24 protein-coding genes and 1 pseudogene are annotated in these 19,110 nt (G+C 44.4%); 5 read left to right on the forward strand and 20 right to left on the reverse strand.

Annotated elements, in window-relative coordinates:
- The first annotated feature begins 82 nt into the window (after window positions 1-82).
- Window positions 83-613, forward strand: coding sequence for a DUF84 family protein (locus tag ACSQ8P_RS19920; RefSeq protein ID WP_436236774.1), 531 nt, complete (start codon window positions 83-85; stop codon window positions 611-613).
- A gap of 71 nt (window positions 614-684) precedes the next feature.
- Here the strand turns inward: ACSQ8P_RS19920 and ACSQ8P_RS19925 are convergent, their stop codons facing one another.
- From ACSQ8P_RS19925 to ACSQ8P_RS19950, 6 genes are all read right to left on the reverse strand, one after another.
- A complete protein-coding gene (locus tag ACSQ8P_RS19925) occupies window positions 685-1,665 on the reverse strand; it encodes a glycerophosphodiester phosphodiesterase family protein (protein WP_436236775.1) in 981 nt (326 codons plus the stop codon).
- Window positions 1,662-2,093: a hypothetical protein gene (locus ACSQ8P_RS19930; protein WP_436236776.1), complete on the reverse strand. Its 432-nt coding sequence runs from the start codon at window positions 2,091-2,093 to the stop codon at window positions 1,662-1,664. The genes ACSQ8P_RS19925 and ACSQ8P_RS19930 overlap by 4 nt, the downstream gene beginning before the upstream one ends.
- A gap of 463 nt (window positions 2,094-2,556) precedes the next feature.
- Window positions 2,557-3,006 carry an SRPBCC family protein gene (locus tag ACSQ8P_RS19935; RefSeq protein ID WP_436236777.1) on the reverse strand — a complete coding sequence of 150 codons (450 nt, stop codon included), beginning with the start codon at window positions 3,004-3,006 and terminating at the stop codon, window positions 2,557-2,559.
- A gap of 54 nt (window positions 3,007-3,060) precedes the next feature.
- Entirely contained in the window at window positions 3,061-3,405 is a 345-nt protein-coding gene (locus ACSQ8P_RS19940; protein WP_436236778.1) for a zinc ribbon domain-containing protein YjdM, read from the reverse strand.
- A gap of 75 nt (window positions 3,406-3,480) precedes the next feature.
- Complete coding sequence (locus ACSQ8P_RS19945; RefSeq protein WP_436236779.1) at window positions 3,481-4,089, reverse strand: threonine/serine exporter family protein; 609 nt, start codon at window positions 4,087-4,089, stop codon at window positions 3,481-3,483.
- Between the two features lie 160 nt (window positions 4,090-4,249).
- Window positions 4,250-4,612 (reverse strand): c-type cytochrome, encoded by a 363-nt coding sequence (locus ACSQ8P_RS19950; protein ID WP_436236780.1) that lies wholly within the window; start codon window positions 4,610-4,612, stop codon window positions 4,250-4,252.
- 176 nt (window positions 4,613-4,788) lie between these two features.
- On the opposite strand from ACSQ8P_RS19950, the gene ACSQ8P_RS19955 reads away from it, so the two are divergent.
- The 4 genes from ACSQ8P_RS19955 to tatA are packed head-to-tail and all read left to right on the forward strand — an operon-like array spanning window position 4,789 to window position 8,323.
- Window positions 4,789-5,565 (forward strand): gluconate 2-dehydrogenase subunit 3 family protein, encoded by a 777-nt coding sequence (locus ACSQ8P_RS19955; RefSeq protein ID WP_436236781.1) that lies wholly within the window; start codon window positions 4,789-4,791, stop codon window positions 5,563-5,565.
- 33 nt (window positions 5,566-5,598) lie between these two features.
- Entirely contained in the window at window positions 5,599-7,320 is a 1,722-nt protein-coding gene (locus ACSQ8P_RS19960) for a GMC family oxidoreductase (protein WP_436236782.1), read from the forward strand.
- Between the two features lie 40 nt (window positions 7,321-7,360).
- Window positions 7,361-8,101, forward strand: coding sequence for a twin-arginine translocase subunit TatC (tatC, locus tag ACSQ8P_RS19965; protein ID WP_173109323.1), 741 nt, complete (start codon window positions 7,361-7,363; stop codon window positions 8,099-8,101).
- Window positions 8,102-8,122: 21 nt separating this feature from the next.
- On the forward strand, window positions 8,123-8,323 hold the full coding sequence (gene tatA, locus ACSQ8P_RS19970; RefSeq protein ID WP_028555878.1) for a twin-arginine translocase TatA/TatE family subunit: 201 nt from the start codon (window positions 8,123-8,125) through the stop codon (window positions 8,321-8,323).
- Between the two features lie 147 nt (window positions 8,324-8,470).
- On the opposite strand, the gene ACSQ8P_RS19975 is transcribed toward tatA, so the two are convergent.
- The 14 genes and pseudogenes from ACSQ8P_RS19975 to ACSQ8P_RS20040 form a co-directional block, all read right to left on the reverse strand.
- Window positions 8,471-9,490, reverse strand: coding sequence for a substrate-binding domain-containing protein (locus ACSQ8P_RS19975; protein WP_436236783.1), 1,020 nt, complete (start codon window positions 9,488-9,490; stop codon window positions 8,471-8,473).
- 108 nt (window positions 9,491-9,598) lie between these two features.
- Window positions 9,599-9,916, reverse strand: a complete 318-nt coding sequence (locus ACSQ8P_RS19980; RefSeq protein WP_436236784.1) for a MocE family 2Fe-2S type ferredoxin — start codon at window positions 9,914-9,916, stop codon at window positions 9,599-9,601.
- Window positions 9,913-11,016 (reverse strand): fatty acid desaturase family protein, encoded by a 1,104-nt coding sequence (locus tag ACSQ8P_RS19985; protein ID WP_436236785.1) that lies wholly within the window; start codon window positions 11,014-11,016, stop codon window positions 9,913-9,915. The genes ACSQ8P_RS19980 and ACSQ8P_RS19985 overlap by 4 nt, the downstream gene beginning before the upstream one ends.
- 231 nt (window positions 11,017-11,247) lie before the next feature.
- Window positions 11,248-11,691: a carboxymuconolactone decarboxylase family protein gene (locus ACSQ8P_RS19990; RefSeq protein ID WP_436236786.1), complete on the reverse strand. Its 444-nt coding sequence runs from the start codon at window positions 11,689-11,691 to the stop codon at window positions 11,248-11,250.
- A 72-nt stretch (window positions 11,692-11,763) separates the two neighbouring features.
- Complete coding sequence (locus tag ACSQ8P_RS19995) at window positions 11,764-12,642, reverse strand: RNA polymerase sigma-70 factor (protein WP_436236787.1); 879 nt, start codon at window positions 12,640-12,642, stop codon at window positions 11,764-11,766.
- 42 nt (window positions 12,643-12,684) lie between these two features.
- Window positions 12,685-13,035 carry a VOC family protein gene (locus ACSQ8P_RS20000; RefSeq protein ID WP_436236788.1) on the reverse strand — a complete coding sequence of 117 codons (351 nt, stop codon included), beginning with the start codon at window positions 13,033-13,035 and terminating at the stop codon, window positions 12,685-12,687.
- Window positions 13,036-13,049: 14 nt separating this feature from the next.
- Window positions 13,050-13,793: a class I SAM-dependent methyltransferase gene (locus tag ACSQ8P_RS20005; protein WP_436239566.1), complete on the reverse strand. Its 744-nt coding sequence runs from the start codon at window positions 13,791-13,793 to the stop codon at window positions 13,050-13,052.
- Window positions 13,794-13,820: 27 nt separating this feature from the next.
- Window positions 13,821-14,279: pseudogene (locus ACSQ8P_RS20010) on the reverse strand (GNAT family N-acetyltransferase); the annotation flags it as partial.
- 36 nt (window positions 14,280-14,315) lie between these two features.
- Complete coding sequence (locus tag ACSQ8P_RS20015; RefSeq protein WP_436236789.1) at window positions 14,316-14,903, reverse strand: histidine phosphatase family protein; 588 nt, start codon at window positions 14,901-14,903, stop codon at window positions 14,316-14,318.
- 6 nt (window positions 14,904-14,909) lie between these two features.
- Window positions 14,910-15,305 (reverse strand): zinc ribbon domain-containing protein, encoded by a 396-nt coding sequence (locus ACSQ8P_RS20020; RefSeq protein ID WP_436236790.1) that lies wholly within the window; start codon window positions 15,303-15,305, stop codon window positions 14,910-14,912.
- A gap of 533 nt (window positions 15,306-15,838) precedes the next feature.
- Window positions 15,839-16,822, reverse strand: a complete 984-nt coding sequence (locus tag ACSQ8P_RS20025) for a Gfo/Idh/MocA family protein (RefSeq protein ID WP_436236791.1) — start codon at window positions 16,820-16,822, stop codon at window positions 15,839-15,841.
- Between the two features lie 38 nt (window positions 16,823-16,860).
- Window positions 16,861-17,769: a Gfo/Idh/MocA family protein gene (locus tag ACSQ8P_RS20030; protein WP_436236792.1), complete on the reverse strand. Its 909-nt coding sequence runs from the start codon at window positions 17,767-17,769 to the stop codon at window positions 16,861-16,863.
- Between the two features lie 226 nt (window positions 17,770-17,995).
- Window positions 17,996-18,778 (reverse strand): alpha/beta fold hydrolase, encoded by a 783-nt coding sequence (locus ACSQ8P_RS20035; protein WP_436236793.1) that lies wholly within the window; start codon window positions 18,776-18,778, stop codon window positions 17,996-17,998.
- A gap of 91 nt (window positions 18,779-18,869) precedes the next feature.
- The gene (locus ACSQ8P_RS20040; RefSeq protein ID WP_436236794.1) at window positions 18,870-19,046 is read right to left on the reverse strand and encodes a hypothetical protein; all 177 of its coding nucleotides are present in this window, start codon (window positions 19,044-19,046) and stop codon (window positions 18,870-18,872) included.
- Window positions 19,047-19,110: the final 64 nt, after the last annotated feature.

The raw sequence follows: 19,110 nt of genomic DNA on the forward strand, positions 1-19,110 counted from the left end.
AACTTGATTGTAATGAAAACATGATATACTAGCTCATATTGATTCAGTTGTTCCGCAATAGGGAAGTTAGGAGTGATGTTTTGTGTTTGAAAATGAGGTAAGAATAGCGTTAGGCACGAACAATCAAGCGAAGCGAGCTGCTGTGGTTGTGGCTACGGGGATAGAACCGATTTGTCACGCTGTCCCATCTGGTGTATCTGACCAGCCAATGACGGAAGACGAAACCATCCTTGGTGCCATCACGCGGGCCAAAAATGTGCTTACAGCAGAGCCAGAAGCAGACTTCGGACTTGGACTTGAAGGTGGGCTTACGTATGACAGCATCCATACGCAGCAATGGTATCTCTTCTCTGTTTGTGCCGCTTGGGACGGGAATCAGCTTTACGTCGGCAAAGGGTTATATTTCCCGATCCCCAAAGGAATTGGAGAGAAATTAATGCTAGGCGGAACCGAGCTGCGTCACATAATTGATGAATTGAGCAGCACGGTCGGGAGTAATCACAAAGAAGGTGCTTACGGTTTATTTACGGAAGGGCGGATTACCCGGAGTGATGTTTTTCGGGATGCGGTCATTGCAGCATTGACACCTTTTCAATCCACATTCTATAAGTAAAAGTAGACAAAAGCAAAGCGAAGAGGGCTGCCGGCAAGTAGATACATCTACTAGCAGGCGCCCTCTTTGTTTCACTTATATATAGGTGCAATGCGGTCAATCCGATTCGTCCAAATTCCTCCTGTATAGGATGCTGGAAGCCGTTCCAGATCCGCCGGCGTGTCAAACCCGGTCGAAAACTCAGTGCCATTTCCACCAACTACGATCACCCTTGTATCCATTTCATCCATTCGGTTTAAAAACTTGTTCGGCCATCCCCACAGCAACGGAGCCAACTTATCTGGCATATGAATCTGTATATGTGCACATGAATCAGGTATAATTCCAGTCCATCCATAAGCAAGGTACGGAAGCAAGCAGCTTTTCATCGTATCGACAGAAATAACACGCATATCTGGCAGCTTTTCATTCACAATAGATACAGGTAAATCCCCACCATAGATGGTCAACTGGCTCCTCCGCTCTGGTGAGAGCTTAGATAATATATCTACTAATAAGTTACCTTCATGGGGATCATTGGTTTTAATATGAATAAGAAGCATCTTGTCCGAAAACTGCGTGAGCACTTCATTTAATGAGGGCATTAATCCAACACCTTTGCCGCGAAAAGGGTATGATTTCCCGTTATCAGCCGTGTAGCCGTAGCCAATATCCACCTTTTTCAGTTCAGCCATTGTGTAATCTTTCGACTGACCTTTGACATTCGTCCGACAGTCCAGCGTCCAATCATGAAATACGGCAAATTGATCATCTTTGGTTATATGGATATCGAATTCAACCTCATCGGCACCTGCATCAAATGCAGCTTGCATGGAAGGAATCGTATTCTCCAGATATGGATGTTCAGGATCAAAGATACGTTCCGCAGTACAGGTATCGTTCTTCAAATCCTCCGTGTGGAACGTTTGAGCGAGCCCACGATGGGCCATTAGAAAAGGTGCTCCACTCCGTTCTTTAGCAAGCAACGATGTGTTATTTACATAGATAAATACAACGAGAATGAGCAAAGCCCAAACTAGTTTACTTTTGAATAGTTTTCGCAATCGCTTCATAAATCCTCCGTTTTGATAATGTCACCTTGGCAGCTATTCGTTAGTCCATCATCCAAACTGTGGATTGAGAGCAAGGCTCTTGTCCTTTTAGCCACCAACAATTCAACGGTTTGTGCAACATGAAATTGTTCATATTCTGTTGCTTTTACACGCACTTTCATTAACTTCCCATTTGGTTTTCGAATATGAATCCGGAATTCTTCGATAAATTCTACGTTGGCCCTTATTTTCTCCGCATCATTTTGGAAGAGATCTATGCTAATAATGACGGCTAGGATGAGAAAAACACCAAGACAAACACTGAAAGTAACAACAAATCCAACAGGGCGATGGGTACCTATATTTATTATGAGTTGAATCAAAGATAAGAAGAAAAAAACACCAACAGCAGCAATCTGAGATTTTAATGATCGTTCGTATAGCTTCACAGATAGCCCCCTCCTTTTAAATAGTCTTCAAAAAAATTGCAGCACTCTACATGGTATTCGTGAAAGGCTCCATTTTTCCTTTTTATGGATGAAATTGAACATCCAATAAAAAAGCCCGCCAGTGCTTCATTCAGCACCAGAAGGCCAGTTTCAAATGTAAGCTTTAGCGAGCTTTCCTTTTTCGTTTATGAAATACAAACCAAGCGACTCCGATCGTTCCAGCCGCGAGCACAGCGCTAAACAGTAGAATGTAACTAAGATGAAATAGTTGCAACGTGACTCCTCCTCTGTCGATCACCCTTATCTTTCCTGCTCTATTTAAGATGAGTCACACGAAGCTAAACTATGTATATGAGTATAGGATAGTTGTAGGAGGAACTGCTCAATGGTCAATAAGCGGGCTGACTCATTCCAGTTATAAAAAAACAGAGCATCCCATATGGATCCTCTGCTTTTTTATGTCTCACATCATCGCAAGCGTGTTCCCTGTTTCAAGCAAGCTTTTCAAGTTGCTCAGAATGGCTGGCCATCCGTTGTTAAAGCCCTCGAAGGTATCTTCCCGTTCCACGACATCACCTTGAACAAGATTTTCATGTTTCAAGGTTAGCTTCACCGTGCCATTCATTGGTTTCATTTCAAAGGTTACGCAAGTCGGCTGCGGACGATCTGTTGTATCTGCAACATAATGCCAGGTAAACGACAGTAATCGATACGGCTCACATTTCAAAATGATGCCATGATCGGTCACTTTCCCTTCCCTCGAATAAGTGACTGTCGATCCTTCTAACCAATCAGAATGGACAGCTGTTCCGAAAAAGTATTTTTCTGTATAATCGGTGTTGGTCAGTGCTGCCCAAAGCTTCTCTGGGGTAGTAGCGATATAGGTCACATAGATGAAAGTAACGTCAGACATGTGGTTACTCCTCTTGCTCCAAATTTTTCTTCAAATCCTTGATTTGATCAAATGTTAAATCTTCTTAACAAACTCCGACTTTAATTTCATCGCGCCGAAATCATCGATTTTACAATCAATATCATGATCGCCTTCGACTAAGCGAATGTTTTTCACTTTTGTTCCAATTTTGATAACGGATGAAGTCCCTTTAACTTTCAAATCTTTGATGACCGTAACGGAATCACCATCTTTCAGCACATTACCGTTCGCGTCTTTGACCACTTTCTGATCATCGCCGTTCTCATCTTCGCTAACTGATGACGACCACTCATGCGCACACTCCGGGCACACCAGTAAATTTCCATCTTCATACGTGTACGCCGATTGGCATTTCGGGCAATTAGGCAACTCTTCCATGCTGTCAATTCCTCCATTCAATAGTGCTAATAGTGCCACAAACTAGGTAAAATGACAAGGCATGGTCTGCCAAAATTATCTGATATCCACCAAAGGAAGTGCCCGTTCCTTCGCCTTCAACGCCAAATAGCATGCCGTCAAAATCGCCCCTAATGTTCCGCAAATGATGTCTGTCATCGTATCGAGCAGGCTTCCATTCTGTGAATTTAGCCCGAATAGGTGGTCCGTCGCAAACTCATATATCTCCCAAACTCCCGCCATCGCAATGGAAAAGAACAAGCACAGCCACACCGCGACATGCGATGAAGGTGGACCATTCCCCTTTTGATGATCAGAGGCTTTGCTATAAATCAATAAACCGACGAAGCAGAGGATCACGCCCGAGAATAGATGCTCCATTTTATCCAGGTAAGGAATGACGCCATAATAACCGAATTCATTCGCAAGGAACATCGTGACAAAAATAAATAGCAGCACACAGAACCGCAATGAAGTAAACATGGTCGTCTTCGTCCATTTGACAACGAGTCGAATGAGTTGAAGTACAGCCACAATGAGTACCGCTTGAAACATTTTCGCCCAGTTGCCTTTCACGAGAAAGTAAACAAAACAACCTCCTGCCAATACATACATCGCTAGTTCAAATAGATCATTCCACCGATCTTTGCCTTTCATCTGGTTCATCTCCCTATTGCATCATGATAAAAAGGAAGCACCTTACCCGGTTTATTAATAATGACTTATTTATCCTATGCCTATAATGGCACAAAATGAGTTGTCTGGCTCGCTCCAAAAGAAAAATCCCGCCTAGCCGCTTTACAGCGAAGGGCGGGTTCATTCCTGACTATTTTTTGTCTGCAAGCCATGTGGATAATGAACTGATTTCATCATCGGATAGCTTTCCTTTAAAAGCAGGCATTGCACCTTTCCCGTTCGCAATCAACGCGGTGAGCTGTTCCTTGGAGTGCTTTCCGCCAACCTTCTGAAGATTCGGCCCGACTAAGCCCTCCAAATTTGCGCCATGACAGCTGACACAATTGGCCTTAAATACCGTCTGTGCATCAGCTTTGGTTGTTGTTCCAGTACTTGCCGATGCTGTTGGCGCTGTTGTTGTGCCTGCACTTGGACTAGGTGTCGTTTCACTTTTTCCGCAAGCCGATAAAGCTCCAGCTAGTAAAAGAGTGAGGACTACGATCTTTCTGTTCATGAGTATGCTTCTCCTCACATTCATAGGTTCAAAACCATGTATAGAAATCGGAAACCTACCAATACATTGCCCCCGTTTCCATATTTTCATGCAAATCATGCATAGGAAATACGCTTACTGATCAACATATCCATAACTACCCAGAAGTACATAAAATTCCATGGAGGTATGACAAGTTGGCTGACAAAAACACGCATAATCATACACCTGATCACTCACGTCGTCGTTTTCTCAAGTACACCGGAACTGCCATTGGTGGCGTTGTGGTTGGTGGCGTCATTGGAAGCGCAGTATCTGGAGGGTTTAAGAAAGATACATCCCAGACCTCTCCTTCGCCTACAATAAGTCCGAAACCAGAAGTCACGGCTGATTATAATCAAGCGCCGATGTTCTTCAATCAGTCCCAACTGCAAATCGCCGAAGCCGCAGCAGAGCGTATCTTTCCCAAAGACGATAGTGGACCAGGAGCTGCAGAGCTTGGCGCTGCTTTCTACATAGACCATCAGCTAGCCAGTCCATGGGGGGTGAATGCCCGTACCTATCGGATGGGGCCGTTTGTGAAAGGTGAAGTCACACAAGGGGATTACCTCAGCATTCAACGCCATGAGCTCATTACAATGGGGCTAAATAGCCTTGAAGAAACCGCCAAAACCAAGTATACGAAAGGCTTCGTAGATATTAAACCTGAAGAACAAGATGCGATTCTAACCTCCATGGAAAAAGGTGAAATCAGTGTCGTAAACGGGATTACAGGTAAAACCTTTTTCAACCTATTTCGCGTACTCGTGATGGAAGGTGTCTACTCCGATCCCTTATATGGCGGGAATAAGAATATGGCTGGCTGGAAAATGCGTAAGTACCCAGGCAACCAAATGACCTATACGAACATGATCGACAAAGATCAATTCGTTGCCATGGAGCCTCGCAGCTTGCACGATCATTTTGTTCATTAAAGTTACATATCTCACGAAGGAAGGAATACGTTGATGGCTACTAAAATGCCGAAAGTCCCCGTTGTCATTGTGGGTATGGGATGGGTCGGGGGAATTATCGCCGCTGAATTAACGAAACAAGGTGTCAAGGTTGTTGGCTTGGAGCGCGGAAAGCCGCGTAGTACGGCAGATTACTATATGGTGCATGATGAGCTGCGATACGCCTCTCGTTATGATCTCATGCAGGATTTATCCAAAGAAACCGTTACATTCCGCAATACCGAGAAAATGGCTGCAGTACCGATGCGGGAGTACGGCTCCTTCCTGCTCGGGGAAGGTCTCGGCGGAGCAAGTGTTCATTGGAATGGACAAACCTTACGATTTCTCCCCTATGATTTCGAGATTTATAGCAAGACTGTGGAACGCTATGGGAAGCAGAAAATTCCTGAAGGCATGACGATCCAGGATTGGGGCATCACGTATGACACGTTAGAGCCTTATTTTGATAAATTCGAGAAATTGGCCGGTATTTCAGGTGAAGCTGAACAGAATCCACTCGTAGGCAAGCGTTCAGCTCCTTTCCCAACCAAACCGATGGTGAAAACGCCGATCTTGAAATTGTTCGAAGATGCGACCAAAAAACTCGGATACCATCCCTATATGATGCCTTCGGCTAACTTATCGGAGCAATATACGAACCCGGATGGCATTACCCGTGCAGCCTGTCAATATTGCGGCTATTGCGAACGTTTTGGTTGTGAGTACGGGGCAAAAGCGGATGTGATTGTGACCGCCCTACCTGTTGCGCAGAAATCTGGCAATTTCGAGCTGCGCTCTTACTCCAATGTGATTCAGGTGCTGAATGATGGCAAAAAAGCAAGCGGCGTTGTTTACGTGAACACCGTTACGGGTGAGCAATTCGAGCAGCCTGCGGATGTCGTCATCATGGCCAGCTATGTATTTAACAACATTAAGCTTCTGCTTACTTCTAAAATGGGTAAACCTTATGACCCAGCCACAGGTAAAGGTGTTATCGGTAAAAATTACTGCTACCAAACGAACGGCGGGAGTGCGACAGGGTTTTTCGATGAAAAGCAGTTCAACCTTTATGCGGGAGCTGGTTCACTCGGCATGGAAATTCCAGATTTCAATGGGGATAATTTCGACCATACGAATCTGAATTTCATCCATGGCGCCGGTATTCGGATTTCGCAAACCGGCCAACGTCCGATTGCAAATAACTCTGTTCCCAAAGGCACACCTGCATGGGGGAAAGATTTTAAACAGAAGTCACTGAAATATGCGAACAGTGTTTTGTCTGTTTCACCGCAGGGCAGCAGTTTGCCATGGAAACATCATTATGTGGATTTGGATCCGACTTATAAGGATGCCTATGGTTTGCCGTTACCTCGAATCACTTTCGATTTTGAAGAGCAGGATCGGCAAATGATCAAATTCGTTGCTGGTAAAGCGGCAGAAATTATGAAAGAAATGAATCCATCGACGATTGGGTCTTCGGATACGTTAGCAGCATACAATATCGTTCCTTATCAATCGACCCACAATACAGGCGGTGTAATTATGGGGGCAGATCCTTCCACCTCTGCGGTTAACTCGTATTTGCAAATGTGGGATGTCGAAAATGTGTTCGTCGTAGGCGCGTCCGCGTTTGCTCATAACAGTGGCTACAATCCTACAGGAACCGTTGGGGCATTGGCCTACCGTGCCGTGGATGGCATTGCGAAATATTTGAAACAAGGTGGAAGTGTCGTTTAATGCGGGCAGACCACACGTTTCATGATAAAGGAGGAATGACATGGAGCAAGAAGATTGGATCTTACATTTGACAGAGGTTCGCAAGCGATTGCTCATCGTGTTTGCCTGGTTCATCGTCACGCTGTGTGTTGGCTTGTACCTCTCGTCTGATATCCTTCTGTACTTGAAATCACAGCCATTGATTGGAGAAATCAAGTGGAATGTGTTTTCATTCACAGATGGGCTGATGATTTATATGAAATGTGCGTTTCTGTTCGCCGCTTTATTTACGGTACCCGTCGTTCTCTACCAAGCATGGGTGTTCGTGAAGCCAGGCCTAACCGAAACCGAATCCAGGAACGCACTTCCTTACATACCTGTCGCTTTTGCGTTGTTCATCATCGGGGTTTCGTTCAGTTATTGGGTTGTTTTCCCGATGATGATGCGCTTTATGATCCGGATGAATCAATCGATTGGCGCCGTTGAGACGTATGGAATTGATCGATATTTTGCATTCTTGTTTCAAATTGTCATCCCGATGGCGATCGCGTTTGAGCTGCCTGTGGTTCTCCTGTTTTTAACGAAAATAGGGCTCTTAACGCCTCAGATTTTAAAAATGTCGAGGAAATACGCCTATATCGCGCTCACCATCACCGGCTCGTGCATCTCGCCGCCTGATATGATTTCACACTTATCGGTCACTGTGCCGTTAATTCTCTTGTTTGAAATCAGCGTATTGGTTGCTGGCTGGCAGTGGCGCGCTATGCAGCGTGTTGCGAAATTGAATCTAATAGAAGAATGAAAAGAAAAGAGGATGAACGCAATGTTCAACAATATTGGAGTATCAGGATTAATCTTAATTCTGGCCATCGCATTAATTGTCTTCGGGCCTTCCAAGCTGCCACAGCTTGGCCGTGCTTTCGGGGACACCCTTCGTGAGTTCCGTAACTCAACTCGGAATATTATGGAGGATGGCGAACATGACCATTTGATCGAAAATGAAGGCAAGAAGCCGCCTCTATAGAGAGACGGCTTACAATTAATTGCAATGGTAGTGATGTTTTTCATCACTACCAGCGAAAGCCGTCACTCAGGGTCAAAAAACCTTTTGTGACGGTTCCTTTTTTCTTACAGCATATCGATTTATTGTGCAGCACCCTTTCAAATCTAGTTAGAGACTCTCCGCGATCAAAATACTCGTATCGGTATACTGAAGTTCATGGTCAGGTTTCTTCCCAGTGAATATAAGATCGTACAATATTCTCAGGGAGCGGTAGCCTTGCTGAATCGGATTTTGCATAATGGTAAAATCAATCAAACCCTCTCGCAGTCCTTGCTCAACTTCAGGTATCAAATCATTGCACACGATACGGAGCTGACCTCCTTTACCTGCCAATTTTACCGCATCGATGCATGCTCCTACCTGCCCTATTGACAAATAAATGCCATCCAAATCAGGATAAGCCTTCAGTGCGCTCTCCATCTCTCGAAATGTATCCTCATAACGATCATAACCTTCAATAACATCAACAACTTCGATCTTGCTATGAACTAAACTCGCTTTAAAATGCTGAAATCGCATCCGTTGGGCATGAAATTTCATATTGGATACGACAACTAGCACCTTGGCTTTGCCTTTGAAAATTCGAGTCATGAGTCCTGCAGCGATTTCACCGCTTTTCCCCAGATCCTGACCCACAAAACAGCTCCGCTTCGAGTTCTCAACGTCAGAATTAAACGTAACCACTGGAATACCTTGTTCAGTTGCTTTATCTATACTTGCACGGTTAACTTCATCATCAATAGCTGAGAATAGAATCCCGCTTGCACCATTCGCAATCAGCGTCTGTATGGCTCTCGCACCCTCATCTGGCAGCTGATTATTGATATACACATATTCTAAGCAAATACCTAGTCCCTTCAACTCATCTTCTGCAGCATGAATCCCTTTGAGAATATCATCAAAGAACGAAATTTCTTTCGGAGGCATCACTATTCCTATTTGAATCGGTTTCCTATTGTAAGCAAGAGCCTTCGCAGCCACATTGGGCACATACTGAAGCTCATCTGCGATCGCAAGAATACGTTCCCTAATTTCAGGCTTTACACCTGATCTTCCATTCAGCACACGATCAACAGTGCCTCTGGACACACCAGCTTGCTGGGCAATCTCCCTGATTGTAACGCTCATATGGTTCTCCATTCACAAGGTATTGTGCGCGGGCACATAACAAGTATGATAGAAATGAAGCTCGATATCAAGTCCGCGGCATTCGTACCTTATGTTTTCTCGTCCCCTCTATCCCAATTGAATAAACACCTTACCTGCTTCAACCTTAGTCGGATAGGTTTTCAGCTTGATACACACGGGAACTCGCTTCGCTTCTCCCGTTGTGATATCGAATCGACCGTTATGCTTAGGACATTCAATGAGGTTTCCCATAACAAGTCCCTTGGACAGATGAATTTTCTCATGTGTACAATAACCGTCTGAGGCGAAAAATTTCCCCTGTGCGTTCCGATAAATAGCAAACGTTGCTTCTCCATGGTCAAATCGAATAACATCCTCATCTTCTAACTCATTGGTTGTACATACCTCAATCCATTCATCCATCATCTTTGTTGTCTCCTTAATGTCGATTGTTCCTCTTCGCGGCTACCGCCAAAATAATAAGGTTGAGCAGTTACGGGTAACGGCTTCACTACCACATAAGAAGGGTCATTTTTTTGTAAGCGAAGCGCTATAATGACCTCTTTCAATGCCGCCCATAAGCTCGTGCGCGGGGCTGGACAGTCAGCCAACATCTCTTGGTGCAGCCTAGGCAACGCATGGTACGGCACCATCGGATACATATGATGTTCGGTATGATAGTTCATGTTCCAGTACAAAAATCGAAAGATCGGATTCATTCGAATTGTTCGTGTATTCAACCGGTGATCCAATACATCTTCATAAAGGCCAAGGTGCTGTGTCATTCCAAAAAGAAGTACGAACAGATTGCCGTAGAAGGATGGCAAAACGATAAACATCGCGGGCAGCAAGCTCCCCGTGTATAAACATGCCGCTGCAACGGCAAGGATAATCAGCATGTAGATGCGTGCTTCGCGAAATACTTTCGGAAACTCGGAAGCTGGAATATAGTCCTTCTCCTGTGTTTCCAATCGACCAATCGTGTGTAGAACAAATCGCTTGATCTCGATCGGGCCGCCATATAAATGAAATATTTGCATAAGGATGATTTTCCAGATCGGAGGTCTCTCCGTCAAAATTTCAGGGTCCCTGCCGACAATAATGGTATCGGTATGATGACGAGCGTGGCTCCAACGCCATGGTGTAGCCGAACGCAATACGAAGAATGACGCAATCTGATATACCACATCGTTCATCCATGGTGTTTTAAAAGCTGTACCATGCCCGCACTCATGCCACCTTGAGTCGCCTGGTGAGGCATAGATCACGCCATAGATGAAGAATGCAAGAACAGCCCACCAAGTCCCCCATGACAAATACGCTAGATAGCCGAATATCAGCAAGGCTCCAAACCAGATTATGGTGTCCCGAATCGCTGGACCATCCTTGCGTTTCATTAACTCTTTCATTTTAGCGCGGGGAATGGGACTGGAATACCATTCAGCACTAGCTAACCCGCGTTCTTGCGCCCTAATGCTTTCCTGGCCTGTAATACTGTAGTCTCTTTTCTGAACAACAATGGCCACATTAACGCCTCCTTTTTGCAATGAAACTGATTGGAATTCGAATTCCGTGCTCGGGCACGAAAAGTTTCAAAAAATAAAGCCTCCTTGGCTTTATACGAATTGCCTTTGTACATCATTACGCTTTCGTGCTCGGGCACAACTTTATTCTAAAACATCCTTCCCTACTTTTCAAGTAGAAAAAAAGCCATGAATAGGGAATCTCCCTCCTCCATGACTCTGATTCGAACTGTATTACATACACCCTGGAAACATGCCTGTCGAAATGGCAATACGGTTCCATGAATTAATCGTATTGATCGCCATAATTAACGTGACAAACTCACGCTCATCGAAATGCTTGCGAACACGATCGAACACATCTTGCGGAACACCAGCAGCGGAAATTGACGTAACTGCTTCGGTTAACTCCAGCACCGCTCTTTCCTTCTCGGAATAGAATGGTGCTTCACGCCAAGCACTCAACAAGTAGATGCGTTGCTCTGTCTCCCCCATTTTGCGAAGATCACGTGTATGCATATCTAGACAGAATGCACACCCATTTATTTGAGATGTTCTAATCTTAATAAACTCATACAGAGTTTCATCCAAGCCGCTTTCTTTCACAAATCCTTCTAGCTTCATCATCGTTTGGTAAGCCGCAGGGTTTACCTTGCCGTGTTGAATTCGAACTTCCATTTGAAATCTCCTCCACATACCTCTATTTTTGTTTCTCGTCTATAAGACAAATGAGGCTGTGGTTTTGTGACATTAAAGAACAGAATAAATTTGAATTAATTTATCGGGATTTCGAATCATATATAGATGGCTTGATTGATGCCGGCTCCCAGCAAGCTCAAACAGGATCACCATCAAAGGAGAATGATCCTTAACAAGAATCAGTCCAGATTGGCCATTGAACTGCACAGTCAACCAGTCTCCCTCCAGTGCGCCTTTGGCTTGAACACCTTCGAAAAATGCTGCAATACGCTCTTTCCCGTAGATCGGATGAATGGCAGCACGTGCCTTTCCGCCTCCATCTGATACCATCACAGCATCTTCCATTAAAAGTTGCACAAAATCTTGGAAATCACCCGTATCCACCGCGTGAAGAAACTTTTTGACCAGTGGGTCTGTTTCACCTAATGACCGCTCATCTTCTTCGTCAGAATTCTCATTGATTTTACTCTTAGCGCGGCTATAAATTTTGCGGCAGTTCGCTTCTGTTTTCTGAAGCATATCCGCAACTTCTTCATACTCATAACCGAGCACTTCTCGAAGCACGAAGACCGCACGCTCTACCGCGGACAATTCTTGCAGCAAGACTAAAAATGCATATGAAATCGTTTCATCTTGGACAAGACTTCCCATCGGATCCTCGCGGGATGACGTCACTTTGGGCTCAGGAAGCCATGTGCCTATGTAGGTTTCTCTTTGCTTGCTAGCTGAATTCAAGTAATTCAAGCAGCGGTTGGTCACCATTTTGACTAAATACGATTTTAAATTTGTCACATGCTCGGTGTCTGTCTTCTGCAGTGTGATAAACATGTCTTGCAACATATCTTCTGCATCGGATACCGAGCCCAACATGCGGTATGCAACAGAAAATAATAGCTGTTTATATGTAATATAGACACTTTCCAACTCCATGAAATGAAGCTCCTTTCCCCTTTGTATTGTAACCGCAGGGGGCTAACACATACATATCATAAGTAAATTCCCATCGGGATCCTTGAAATTAAACCAGTGTCCATGCTCAATGCCTGTCACTAGCTCTACCTTTTTATCCTGCAAAAATGTATAAGCAGCCTCGATATCTTTCGTATTCAAATGAAACGCGGGTACCTTAAAGATATGATCTTCGGCGAAAATTTTACTATCCAGCACGATGCTTGTCCCTTTCATAGGCAACACATACAAATGTCCGTGAAGGATCTCTCCCTCATTGGTGACACCCAACAGATCACAATACCAGTCACGTGCTCGTGCAATGTCCCTCACGGGGATAAAAACAGTGCCAATTTCATTGAGGATAGGGTGCATACATGAAACCTCCACTAAGTTTTTCGAACGACGTAGGTGAGACAATCTGTTTTCAACAGTATCTGTCTGCCGTTCCGCTCAATATTAAATGATAACTTCTTCAATGTCGTTAAAACAATCTCCCAGCCTTCAAAATGTTTGTTCAATAGGTATTGTAAATGTTCCGTCGTGAGATTCAGTTCGATGCAGGGTGTTATTTCCTCACCTGTCCGCACGTCAATCTCCTGCAGATTCGAATTAATAATCAAACAATTAACGCCATTAACTTTCGTACCTTGGCCAATCCTAGTCAGCACATGCTTGAAGGTTTGTTCGGAGTCAACATGCTCAAGCGTTGATACCGCGACGATGTAATCGAAGGATTCAGGTGGAATTTCATAGTCTCCAATGTCGGATACATGCGTTTCAATCCGATCCTGAACACCGAATTGCGCACTATAAGCTAGCAGCTTAGTAATCGCGGATGGCATGATGTCTACACAGACAACTTTCCCTTCTCGCGGGATCAAATATTGCGCCATCGGAATACTGTTCCGTCCTACCCCACAGCCCAGATCTAGAGCTGTTACTTCGTCATATCCGTCGAAATGAGCCAATTGCTCCATGACTGTCTTAACAGGTTTAGCCAGCCATGAGCCTTCTTCAAATAACCGATAGTTTTCATAGCAAGCTTCATGATATTTTCTTTCTTCATCTCTGATCTTCGTAATTCGCGAATACTCTATTAACCAACAATCCCTTAGCTGGCCTTCGTGCATCTCATGGGCAATCAGTTCCTTCACTTTCGTAAAGCCACAACGTTCATAGCAAGAGATCGCTCGAACATTCCATTGCTGCGGATCCATCACAACACGATCCGCCTTCCTGACATCGAGTAGATAATCCAGCATCGACTTTACGAGCTGTTTCCCAATTCCCTTATCCCAATATGCAGTATCTCCTATGAACTGGTCCGTTCCGTAGATCTTTTCGTTTGGGTCCGAATAGCCGTATTCGAAACGTTCCTCCTCACCCAGTTCATAGAATTGAATATACCCGATCGGCTGATGATGGAATTCAATGATACATCTGACCGCGGGATCTTCCTGATAGAAATCTTCTTCCACTCTATCCATATTGTGGGGGCTATCTCGGCCTGCATAATAGGTTAATACCAAGGGGTCATTCAGCCAGGAAACTAACAACTTCTTGTCGCTGGGTTCAAGCTCGCGAACGATTAGTGTCTCTGTTTGGTAAATTAGCATAGGGTACCTTCTTTCCAATTCTTGCTATATGCTACCCTAAAGTGGTCCGAGCCCTTCTAAATGAGCAATACAATTGTATTGTAAGCATTCCCAACGGCTCTCGTTATGGCGAATTTTCGTCACAGAGGTGTTATGTAAATGTTCCTCGATGTCTTCATGTGGGATCAAATCCATTAGAGTCATACTAAGTAACGCTCCATGACTGACGATTAACACCTTCTGATTCGGATGTCTCTCGATCACTTCTTGAATGAAACTCACACCACGAGCAGCAATTTGTTCATGAGTTTCGACCCCTAAATCCAATTGGGACCAGTCTTCCCCCCATTTTGCCACACGTTCCTCAATCGTTGTCCCTTCAATCTGACCGCAATACATTTCTCTTAATCGCTGATCCGTTTTCACTTCAATTTGCTTTACATTTCCAATATACGCCGCTGTTTCTCTAGCTCGACCCAAATCACTCGCATAGATGTAATCCCAATGTTCATCCTTCATTCGCTGGGATAATAATTCGGCTTGTTTGCGACCAAGTTCATTGAGTGGAACATCCGTTTGCCCCTGTATACGCCGTTCCGTGTTCCAATCTGTTAACCCGTGTCGTATGAGTCCAATCACCGTCATTCAATCTCAACCTCCAAATAATACATCTAGTATCGTGCCTAATGAGCCCGCTTTCTTACTTTGTAACACATTCGGATCATACATTTCTACGTATCCGCAATGCAAACAAGAGACAGCTAAGAAATGATGATGCTGAATATCGAACATTTTACTTAAGCCAGCCCCCGTCATCGCTATTTCTTTCAAATGACACGCCGTATGCTTACATTTACAGCACTTGTATTGGTGAGAGATCCGCTCTTCCAGACTTAACGCATCTAACTCTTCATATTCAGTTAGCTCTTCAACATCACTTTCATCTGCATTTGGATTCAAATGGTACGTGAGCACCTCCTGCTTGCATGCAGGACAAACGTCCTCAACCAACTGTACTTGTTCATGACACCAAGGACATTCTACCATGGTAAGTCTCCTTTCAATAACATCTTTTACTATTCCATGTACAGCAACAAATCCCTGCCTATTTTCTGAAATGGCAAAGCTTAAAAATCCCTCTATTTGGAAAGAACTCGATATTACCCGCTTCTTCCTTCAAGGAATATCATCGTCATTGCGCATCTAGCATTAACGTGAAAAAGTACAGTTAATTCTGGCGTTTCCCCACCTTTTTACCGATTAACTGTAAAATTTGAAGCTAATTTAGCTGATTTGAGCCATGCTGCTTGTGATGGGGAGAAATTAACTGGAGGAAATACAGCTATTGCTCACATACTGCCTATTTCGGCGAAATTAACTACAGAAAATCCATCTAATTCTAAAGTGAGTGCACCTAGTTGGTGATTATTCAATCCTGAGAGTCAGAACTAGAGATTGCAATAAACTTATCAAGTAGATCGCGCTCCAAAAGCTAGATTCCAGTAAGGCGGCGTTGTTTCCCATTCTATGCTGAAATGACAAAAATAGCTGGAAGTGTTCCAGCTATTTCTCATTTCCACCTAAAGAAATTGTTCCACGCCCATCTCGGCAGATCGGTAAACAGCCTCAAGCGCAGCTATGACACCTCGCGCATATTCGGGCGGACAACTCGTTTCACTTTTCGTCGCAATCGCGATCAACAGATCCTTATATTGCAGCTCGAATGGCGTAGCCATCGGGGGCACATCGACCTGTTCATAAGCACCGCCACGACTGATCCATAAACTTACCCCAGTTACCAGCTTCAGCATCCCTTCTGTACCAACGATTTCTGTTTCATTCCGCGTAGCACCTGGATAGCCAGACTGCGCAATAGACGCGGGAAGCCCCGAGGCTAACTCCATATAGATGATGCCGCTTCCTTCTACATTTCCTCGCTTGCCATGATGACTCACTGCGGCGCTCACTTTGCGAACTGGACTGTCCATCAACCACTGAATCTTATCGATGGAGTGTGTGCCTAGATTGGCAAGTATTCCGCCACCTGATTTATCTTTTTCCAGAAACCACTGCGGTCTTGTATCTTGGAAATAATTCAAATGCCTGACATCATTGATCATGACAATCTCTCCGAGTTCGCCACTTGCAATGATTCGCTTCGCATGAATATTCTCCGCCATATAATGCTGTGTATGCCCAATTAAGATACGAATATCCGCTTTATTGGCGGCTTCCATAATGTCATCACATTCTGCAACGTTCAAAGCCATCGGCTTCTCCAGCATCAAATGACACCCATGCTCAGCAGCGAAAATAGCTGTTTCTCTATGTAGAAAATGTGGCAACGCAATGACCACGACGTCCGGTCGTTCTTGCCGAATAAGCTCTTGATAATCACTATAGGCCGCAATACCATAGGTCTCTGCAATAGCTTGGGCTCTCTCCAGTTGAATATCCGCAACAGCGCAAGCTACAACCCCGTCCGTACTGCGAATCGCATCAAAGTGCTGACCAGCAATAGCTCCCGCACCCAGGACCGCTACCTTTAATTCTGCTCTTTCCATCGATGTAATCCTCTCCTTCAACTTCAACGCTTACACTTCTATAAATTCACCGTAAGTCCTGTTTCCCGACTCTCGTTAGCCGCTTCCATAAATCGAATAATTTGCAACGTCTCTTCCTCATCGATATCAGGAGTTCCTCTCACAAACATCGTCATAATTTTCTCCAAGAGACTCGCATAATACGGTTTCGGATGTTTGTTTACATCGACAAATTGCGTATGTGATTCTCGATGAAGAAGTGCACCAAATTGCCCGTTGCCCTTTCGATTGCCACGAATGGTACCAATAACACCATTGTGCCATACACCTGTGATCAGATCATGATCTTCTGTTGTAGCTGCTGTCACGTGCAGACAACCCTTACCAAGTGTTCTAAAAAGCATTTCGACCGTATGCACACCATACCAAAACAGCCCTGGCTGTGTCGATTGCAAGGCCATTGGTCCGTAGCAGTCCATCCCGATAATGTTACTATTAGTATCTGATTCTTGTAAGGCTATCGTCAATTCCTCTGCATATCTTAACGAAGAGCAACTCATAATGGGAATGTTATTTTCTTGAGCTAAAGCTAAGATTTCACGCGCTTCGGCTGACGAAACAGTCATAGGTTTATCAATAAAAATAGGTCGGCGATACGACGCTACACGGCGGAACTGCTCCAAATGAATGCGACCATCAACCGATGTCATCAGAATGCCATCGCAATCCGCTGCTACTTCTTCCGGTGAGCCAACGATTTGCACACCTCGATCACGAAGCTGAGCCGTAAACCCTTCGATGCGGGAATAACTCATCTCAAAATCCGGTGAACCTCCAGGATAAGCAATGGTGACCTTTCCTCCAGCAACATGAAAAGGATGATCCTTGTCGTTTAACATTTGTGTAAATGTAGGTGCATGCGAGGAATCAATACCAATAATACCTATTCGCATTGTCGAATGATTCATAAATGGAACAACCTCCAAGACAGTTTAAATGCATTTGTACGCTAATGTGTGATCCGCTTGACCCTGAATCTCTTCATTCTCATCATAATGAACCAGCACCTAAGAGACAAGTCTTTTTGTAGTCTATAAATAGGAATCACGTAAAGCCTTCGCACGAAAGAAAATAAGCCCCCCCCAATAGGGAAGCTATACCACCTATTCCATTTCCATTGAAGCTCACACAGCATCAACCCATAAATTGCGTAAGGACATAATTAAAGCGATCTCTTTCCTCCCAAAATCCACCATGTCCACTGTAATGAAGCGGAATAAGCTGCGAATTTGGAATCCGTTTGTTCATTTCGACCGCTTGTTGGTAGGGAATCACTTTGTCATGAATTCCGTGAACAATTAAGGTAGGTGCATCAATTCGACCTAAATCAGACGCCACATTCTCATCTCTTAGCAAACGAATGACTGCCGCGGTTGACCAACTCGCTGCTTCTAAGCCCATTTGAAAGAACCAATCCGAGAATCGCTCCGTGATATATTGAAAGAAGAACGTATCCGTTACACTTTGCAACATATTTGCGCGATCGTTGGCATTCTCATGCAAAAACTTTGCTGCCGTTTCGTTCGTAAAACCCGTTGGTGCAGCCGCATCAATCAGCACTAGCTTCGCTACATCTTGCCCGTGATATCTAGCCATATAACGGATAGCGATTGCGCCACCTGTTGAGTGTCCTGCAAGTGTAATGCCCTCCAGCTTCAACGACTGGATCACCGCACGCAGGTCATCAGCAAGCCGATCGAACGTATAGCCATCCATCGGCTTATCCGATTGTCCGAATCCACGCCAATCCATTCCAATACAGCGATATCCTAGTCCTGGGAGCACATTAAATTGATACTCAAATTGTGTATGTGACAAAGGCCACCCATGTATAAACAGGATGGTCTTCGTCCCTTTTGGATTTACATCTTCGATAAATAATTTCACACCATTTTCAACTTGAACATAGTATCCCACTTTTGACGCCTCCGTTATGGAAATCACATCTGTCCAATACGATATTCAACTAGGCAAATATCGGTGTCAAGGGTGTGGAGGATGTTCAGAATTATTCCTCTTTTTGATGGTTCGTATAGACCCCAATTACAGAAAGAAGCGCCGCAACACCATTAGCAATGGCATTCGCTGTGTCATCTGTAATGATATCCATGCCGAATGCATCCAAAATTAATTTGGCCGCACCTAACAAGCCTAACGCTAACGTGTAATAGTTGATTGTTTTCATATCTCTCACCACCCATCTGATAGAGGATGCTATATGCTATGTGAGAGAGTACAAGCTTGCACCG

This window comes from Paenibacillus sp. LjRoot153 (genome assembly GCF_964253085.1).
In the GTDB taxonomy this organism is placed as follows: domain Bacteria; phylum Bacillota; class Bacilli; order Paenibacillales; family NBRC-103111; genus Paenibacillus_E.